Origin of the sequence: Schlesneria sp. (assembly GCF_036405755.1) — a bacterium.
Classification (GTDB): domain Bacteria; phylum Planctomycetota; class Planctomycetia; order Planctomycetales; family Planctomycetaceae; genus Schlesneria; species Schlesneria sphaerica.
The window spans coordinates 1-5183 of sequence record NZ_DASWWZ010000210.1 but is presented as its reverse complement, the minus strand read 5'-3'; the positions used below and the strand labels follow the sequence as shown (position 1 = coordinate 5183).

Here is a 5183-nt window from a genome sequence, read left to right as displayed (position 1 = left end):
CGTTGGAGCAGGATCAGGGCGATGAGAAACAGGCCCAAAAGCATCAGCAGGGTCATCAGCACGTAGGAAAAAACGATCATTTGACAGCTAACTTTCCATCAATCGAAACAGAACTCTCAACAGGCTTTCGCGACCTCATTTGCGGCGCGGACGATGGAAAGAAACTGGTCGGCCTTCAAGCTGGCCCCTCCCACCAATGCTCCGTCAATATTTGGCTTTGCGAGCAATTCTTTCGCGTTGTCGCCTTTGACACTTCCGCCGTACTGAATTCGGGTGGCGTTGGCAACTTCGGCACCGAAGCGCTGTGTGAGCCAGTTGCGAATGTAAGCGTGAGTCTCTTCGGCCTGTTCAGGAGAAGCGGTCACACCCGTTCCAATGGCCCAGACTGGCTCATAAGCGATGACGACGTTCGCCATCTGCTGTGGTGACAGTCCGAGAAGTCCCTTCGTCAATTGCGTTTCCAGGACCGCTTCCGTGCGGTTTGTCTGACGGTCTTCCAGCATCTCGCCAATACAGAAAATGACTTTCAGGCCTCGTTCGAGGGCGGCAGTGACTTTCTTGTTAATGACTTCGTCAGTGTCGCCAAAGAACTGACGACGCTCACTGTGCCCGAGGATAACCCATTGGCACCCGACATCCAACAGCATTTCAATGGCCTGCTCGCCCGTGAATGCCCCTGGCTTCTCCGGTGACACGTTCTGGGCGCCAAGTGCGACGCTGGAGCCACGCAGCTTTTCAGCGATGGGCAGCAGGTAAGGTGCAGGTGGGCAGACGCCAACTTCAACGCCTGTGGAGCCACCGGCGAGACCCTGAACGATTTCGGCGGCGAGCGACTGGCCCGACTGCAAAGTCGTGTTCATTTTCCAGTTGCCGACGATAAATAGCGACCGTGTCAAAGCGTTACCCAATCATTTCACTGCGCGGATAGGATCCAAGAATTTCCATGCGGACGGCCAGTCGAGACAACTCGTCCAAGGTCCGCTTTACCTTGGCGTCTTTGGAGTGTCCATCGCAATCGATAAAGAAAATGTAACCGGTTTCAGGACCACGCAACGGGAAGGATTCGATCCACGTCAGGTTGATCTTGTTCTGTTTGAACAAGCTGAGTGCGTCGGCCAGGGCTCCAGGTTTGTCCCCAATCTGCAGCAGCAGAGAAGTTCGGTCGCGACCCGTTGGTCCGACAGGCTTGTCGCCGATCATCGCAAAGCGGGTGACGTTGTTTTTGTTGTCCTCGACGGAATCCGCGAGAATCTGAAGTCCGTACTCGACGGCGGCCTGACGGCTGGCGATCGCTCCTGCCCCGGGCTTATCGCGAGCCAGTTGTGCAGCGGTGGAGGTGCTGGTGACTTCGATCAGTCGTGCCTGCGGCATGTTGCGGCTGAGCCAGTCGCGGCACTGCGAGAGTGCCTGCGGCTTGCTGTAGACTTCGTTGATCTCACCCCGTGACACTTTGCCCAGCAGGTTATGGTGAATGCAGAGCTGAATTTCTCCACAGATCCGCAGTGGCAGGCGTGTGAACATATCCAGGGTGTCGATGATCCGCCCGTCGGTGCTGTTCTCGATGGGGACCACGCCGAAGTCGGCATGTCCGCGATTCACTTCCTCAAACACCGCAGCGATGGTGTTGACGGGAATGAGGTCCGAGGATTCGCCGAATCGCTCGATGGCGGCCATGTGCGTAAAGCTGAACGCTGGGCCGAGATAGGTGACGCGGCGAGGGCGGACGCGGTTCCGGACAGAGCTCAGGATCTGACGGAAAACACCTCGCACGGCATCTGCGGGAAGCGGACCCTGATTTTCGGTTTCAATCCGCTTCAGAAGGTCGTCATCGGAGCGTGGATCGTAGGTGGCGGTCCACCAGTTGGGATCAGATTCGATCTGTTTTGCCGTAGCGGCTGCTCGACGATTGATCAGCTTGAGGATTTCGGAGTCGAGCTTCGCAATTTCGCTGGCGGATCCGGCGGCAGGCCGCGCGGAATTCGTTGCTGATTTGGCAGAAGTCGGTGCTACATTGCTCTTTGCGGCCTTCTTCGGCACCGGTTTACTGGCCATCCAAGCGACTCCGAGATAGATTCGTGGTACTTCATCAGACCGAGATAGTTGCTGATACCAAAATTCAAGAATTCTTTTACAGCTGAATACCAATAATTGCAAGGAAACGACATAGGGATGAAAAGAGCCCTGACAAACGATTGTCGTTTATCAGGGCTCTTAAATCGTCTCATTCAGACGGCTGGTGATCAGCCTTTCTGGAACATCTTGGTCAGCGCAGCGCCGGGGCTGTGGTCGTAGCAATCATTTTCATGCCACAGAGGAACACCTGCTGCGTAACGGGCTGCCAACATGAGCACTTTTTCTTCTGAGCCTGGCTTTGCGACTGTTGGACCACCGGGGTCGATCCCGAGCGAATCAAAATCGATTTCTTCAAAAATCGCTTCGTCGCCCAGATCTGCACCATCGATGTCGTCAGACACGAGGTCCAGTTCGGGGTCCATTTCGTCAACGTCAAAGTCAAACGACATTCGTGAGCTCCACAGTCCGATACAAATGAACACGAAACAGCGTGTTCACAACCAATTAGCGATAAATAGGGAAGTTCTTGGGCAACTTTTAATCCCATTGGGCATTGTTGAGTTGACAGAGTCGAATGTCAACGATTTTTTTCTTCGCGTTGAAACATTTCAACGCCCCCAAAAATCAGTTCCCTACGGATTGCCTGGTGTCTCCAGTTCGCTGAACCGACACGACTGGGTTACACTTCGCTTTTCTGCCCTGCGGTGTCCGGATTCGGTGAAGTGGATCGGTCGCACGCGTTGTGGCGGGTATCCCTTATCGACGTAAATAGAGAACTGTTAATAACATGTCATTCAGACGTTATATACTTGCCTCACGCTCGCCCCGCCGGCTGGAGCTGCTGCAAGCAGTGGTACATCCTGATCTGATCGTCGTCACGCCTCCTCCGGTGTCGGACGAAGCGGGGTTTGAAGACTGTCATGACATGCCTTCGATCCGGCAAAGGATGCTGGAAATCGCTCGTCACAAGGCTCTTCAGGTGGTCGAACAGCTGAATCAAGAAGAGCAGGATTTATTCGAAAGACCGCGAACTCTGGTCATCTCTGCCGACACGACGGTGATTGTGGAGGGGGCGGGGGGCATTTTACGTGTGCTCGGGCAGCCCCCCGAGTCCGACGACTGGCGGGAAATTGTCCGCGAATGGTTTCTCGATTTCTACATCGGAAAGAGACACGTCGCTGCCACCGCCGTGCATGTGGTCACCCCCGATGGGCGAATGGCAGAGAAGATCGTCGAAACCTATGTCACTTTTCGCAGCGATGCGGAGCGTTGGTTGAACTGGTATCTGCTGACGGGCGAACCCCGCGGAAAAGCGGGTGGCTACGCCCTTCAGGGGGCCGGAAGTCTGTTCATCGATCGCGTTGAAGGGAGCATCAGCAATGTCGTGGGGCTTCCGCTCGAAGCGCTGCTGGAACTGTTCGCAGAAGTCTCTTTGCGGTAGGGCTTCCCTGAGGAGGCACCGCCGCATTCGTGAGTGTGGCGGCTTCGCAGGGGTCGATCTGGCTGTAACAACTCGTTCGCGACCTGTTCTGTTGGCCGAAACTCAATGAGAGAGGGGCTGATCCGTGTGTCGGCTGTGAAGCGGCTGCAGAGCCGTGTCTCAGTGTGGTGACGCGCGTTGTCGTTGCGGCTGAAAAAGTCATTCAGCAGTCGTTGTTGATCTGTGCCGAGTTGATCTGGATCGAGTCGCCGGTTACTCGGCCGAAATGACTTCGAGTTTCAGATTGCCGATGATGTTCATCAGCGGAGCAAAACCACTCATCGCTGCGGGGCCGTCATCACTCAGGCTGGAATCGGCCAGCTTGATGTGGGCCGCGCCGATTCCATTCTGGCCCAGTGTGGCGTCGAGCGGTATCCACTGGTCGTTGAGCCGGGCTTCGGTCCACATATGTCCGCCGAATGCGAACAGCCGATCCGCGTAGACCAGGCCGACCACCACTCGTGAAGGGATTTGCCTGGCTCGCAGCATGGCGGCGAGCAGGACGGCATGTTCGGTGCAGTCTCCCTCCAGGTTGCGGGCCACTTCTGCGGCGGAGGCCATCGCGGTCGAAAAGTTCTTCTTGCTGAGCTTGTCGCGGACATACGTTTCCATGCGTTGGGCGATGACTCCGGCATCTGTTGCGTCTCCGGCGGCACGATTGGCGTGCTTCTGCACCCCTTCATCGTCTCGCTGCAGGTATTGCGAGGATTCCAGGTATTCGGCGTCGGCAGTGCCGGCACGAGCTGGGGATGGAATCGGCAACGAAATGACGGTCAGTTCCGCTGTTTCGGGAGAGGTCGTTTTCAGTGTCTGAGTTTCACCGCTGGGAATCAGTTCCTGCGGGTTCTGATCGGTGATTGAAAGGCGGTAGACGACCCGATTTGTGCCATGCCCTTTGACGAGCGGCTTTACCTTGACCAGCGTGTTGACCGCCAGGTCCAATTCGGCCCCTTCGATGGTTTTCAAGGCTTCTTCTTGCGAGACGACGTAGATATCCATCGCAGAGCCGAGCATCTTGGATGAGACTTTCACGGCCTCGCCTGCGTCATCCAGATAGCTGTCCATGGTGAAGCCGGGAAGGAGTGAGTTGCTCACGCTGACCTTGAACAGCTTTCGCGACTTTCCGCCCAGCAGCTCTGTTTCAACGGTGTCGTGCGCTTTCATCGTCGTGGTGCCGACTTTGGCGAATTCAGGAACAAAGGTCTCAAAAGTGCGAGTCTCGCCCGGCTTCAGCGGGTTTTTCTTCAGGATGCGATCCTGGTAGGTAGGCGATTTGACACCCTCTTTCCAGGCCTGTGTGGTGGTCTTGGCTTTGCCGTTGACCTCCTGGCTGAGTGACAGTTCCTTCCCGTTGATCAGGCCACTGGTGATCGACGACATGGCTGGAGGATTCGCCATTTCAAACCGGAATCGTCGCAGGTCCCCATCAGGCGTTTCTTCTGTCGACAGGTGCTGTTTCATTTCCAGCGTCTGGCCGAATCGCTTGATCGCCATGAATGTGTTCGAGGTTGACTTCACGACCTGTTCCCCACCGTCGTGCGTCACTGTTTCGACGAGGGAGCGACTGTATCCAATCCGCTGGCCGGCGAGATAAATGACCTGCCAGGACTCATCCTTCGCGTTGGCTTTG

General features: G+C 56.0%; 5 protein-coding genes. 1 reads left to right on the top strand and 4 read right to left on the bottom strand.

What is annotated here, in order from left to right:
- Window positions 1–116 precede the first annotated feature (116 nt).
- The 3 genes from tpiA to VGE80_RS07190 all read right to left on the bottom strand — a co-directional run bounded on the left by tpiA (window position 117) and on the right by VGE80_RS07190 (window position 2522).
- Window positions 117–896 carry a triose-phosphate isomerase gene (gene tpiA / locus VGE80_RS07200; protein ID WP_375314951.1) on the bottom strand — a complete coding sequence of 260 codons (780 nt, stop codon included), beginning with the start codon at window positions 894–896 and terminating at the stop codon, window positions 117–119.
- 4 nt (window positions 897–900) lie between these two features.
- Window positions 901–2052, bottom strand: a complete 1152-nt coding sequence (gene pheA, locus VGE80_RS07195; RefSeq protein WP_373649938.1) for a prephenate dehydratase — start codon at window positions 2050–2052, stop codon at window positions 901–903.
- A 188-nt stretch (window positions 2053–2240) separates the two neighbouring features.
- Entirely contained in the window at window positions 2241–2522 is a 282-nt protein-coding gene (locus VGE80_RS07190; protein ID WP_373649939.1) for a hypothetical protein, read from the bottom strand.
- A gap of 338 nt (window positions 2523–2860) precedes the next feature.
- On the opposite strand from VGE80_RS07190, the gene VGE80_RS07185 reads away from it, so the two are divergent.
- Entirely contained in the window at window positions 2861–3514 is a 654-nt protein-coding gene (locus tag VGE80_RS07185) for a Maf family protein (RefSeq protein WP_440592167.1), read from the top strand.
- Between the two features lie 252 nt (window positions 3515–3766).
- Here VGE80_RS07185 and VGE80_RS07180 read toward each other — a convergent pair.
- On the bottom strand, window positions 3767–5183 hold a 1417-nt coding region (locus tag VGE80_RS07180), incomplete at its 5' end, for a transglutaminase-like domain-containing protein (RefSeq protein WP_440592166.1).